The organism is Achromobacter sp. DH1f (assembly GCF_000633435.1).
GTDB lineage: Bacteria > Pseudomonadota > Gammaproteobacteria > Burkholderiales > Burkholderiaceae_B > Achromobacter > Achromobacter deleyi.
On record NZ_AYMF01000111.1, the window covers coordinates 1 to 718 of the forward strand.

1 protein-coding gene is annotated in these 718 nt (G+C 63.8%); it reads left to right on the forward strand.

Going from position 1 to position 718, the window contains the following annotated elements:
- A partial coding sequence (locus tag U858_RS0133255) for an efflux RND transporter permease subunit (protein ID WP_029954777.1) occupies window positions 1-718 on the forward strand: 718 nt, incomplete at both ends.

Below are 718 nucleotides of genomic sequence, written 5' to 3' on the forward strand. Positions count from 1 at the left end.
CTTTTTCCCGCAGCAGGACACGGGCTTCATCTTCGGCTTTGCCGAGTCGGCGCAGGATTCATCGTTTTCGCTGATGAACCAGCGCATGATCCAGATGGCCGACGTGATCCGGCAGGACCCCGACATCGCCAGTTTCGGTTTCAACGGCAGCCAGAGCACCTATAACACCGGCAACTTCTATATCGGCCTGAAGCCCAAGGACGAAGGCCGCACGGCGTCCGCCGACGAGGTCATCGCCCGGCTGCGGCCGCAGCTGGCCAAGCTGGAAGGCGTGACGCTGTTCATGCAGGCCGGGCAGGACATCAACGTGGGCGGGCGGCTGTCGCGCACGCAGTACCAGTACACCCTGACCGATTCGAACCTGGACGAATTGAACGTCTGGGCGCCGCGGCTGCTGGCGAAGTTCCGCGAATTGCCGGTGCTGACGGACCTGGCATCCGACCAGCAGAACGCCGCGGCGACCGCGTCCATCACGATCGACCGGGCGCGGGCCTCGTCGTTCGGGATATCGCCGGCGCTGATCGACGCCACCATCTACGACGCCATCGGCCAGCGCCAGGTGGCCCAGTATTTCACCCAGATCAACAGCTACCACGTGGTGCTGGAGGTAACGCCCAAGCTGCAGCAGGACCCGGACCTGTTCTCCAAGCTGTATCTGACCTCGCCCCTGACCGGCCAGCAGGTGCCGCTGTCGACCTTCATCAAGCTGGACACCAAC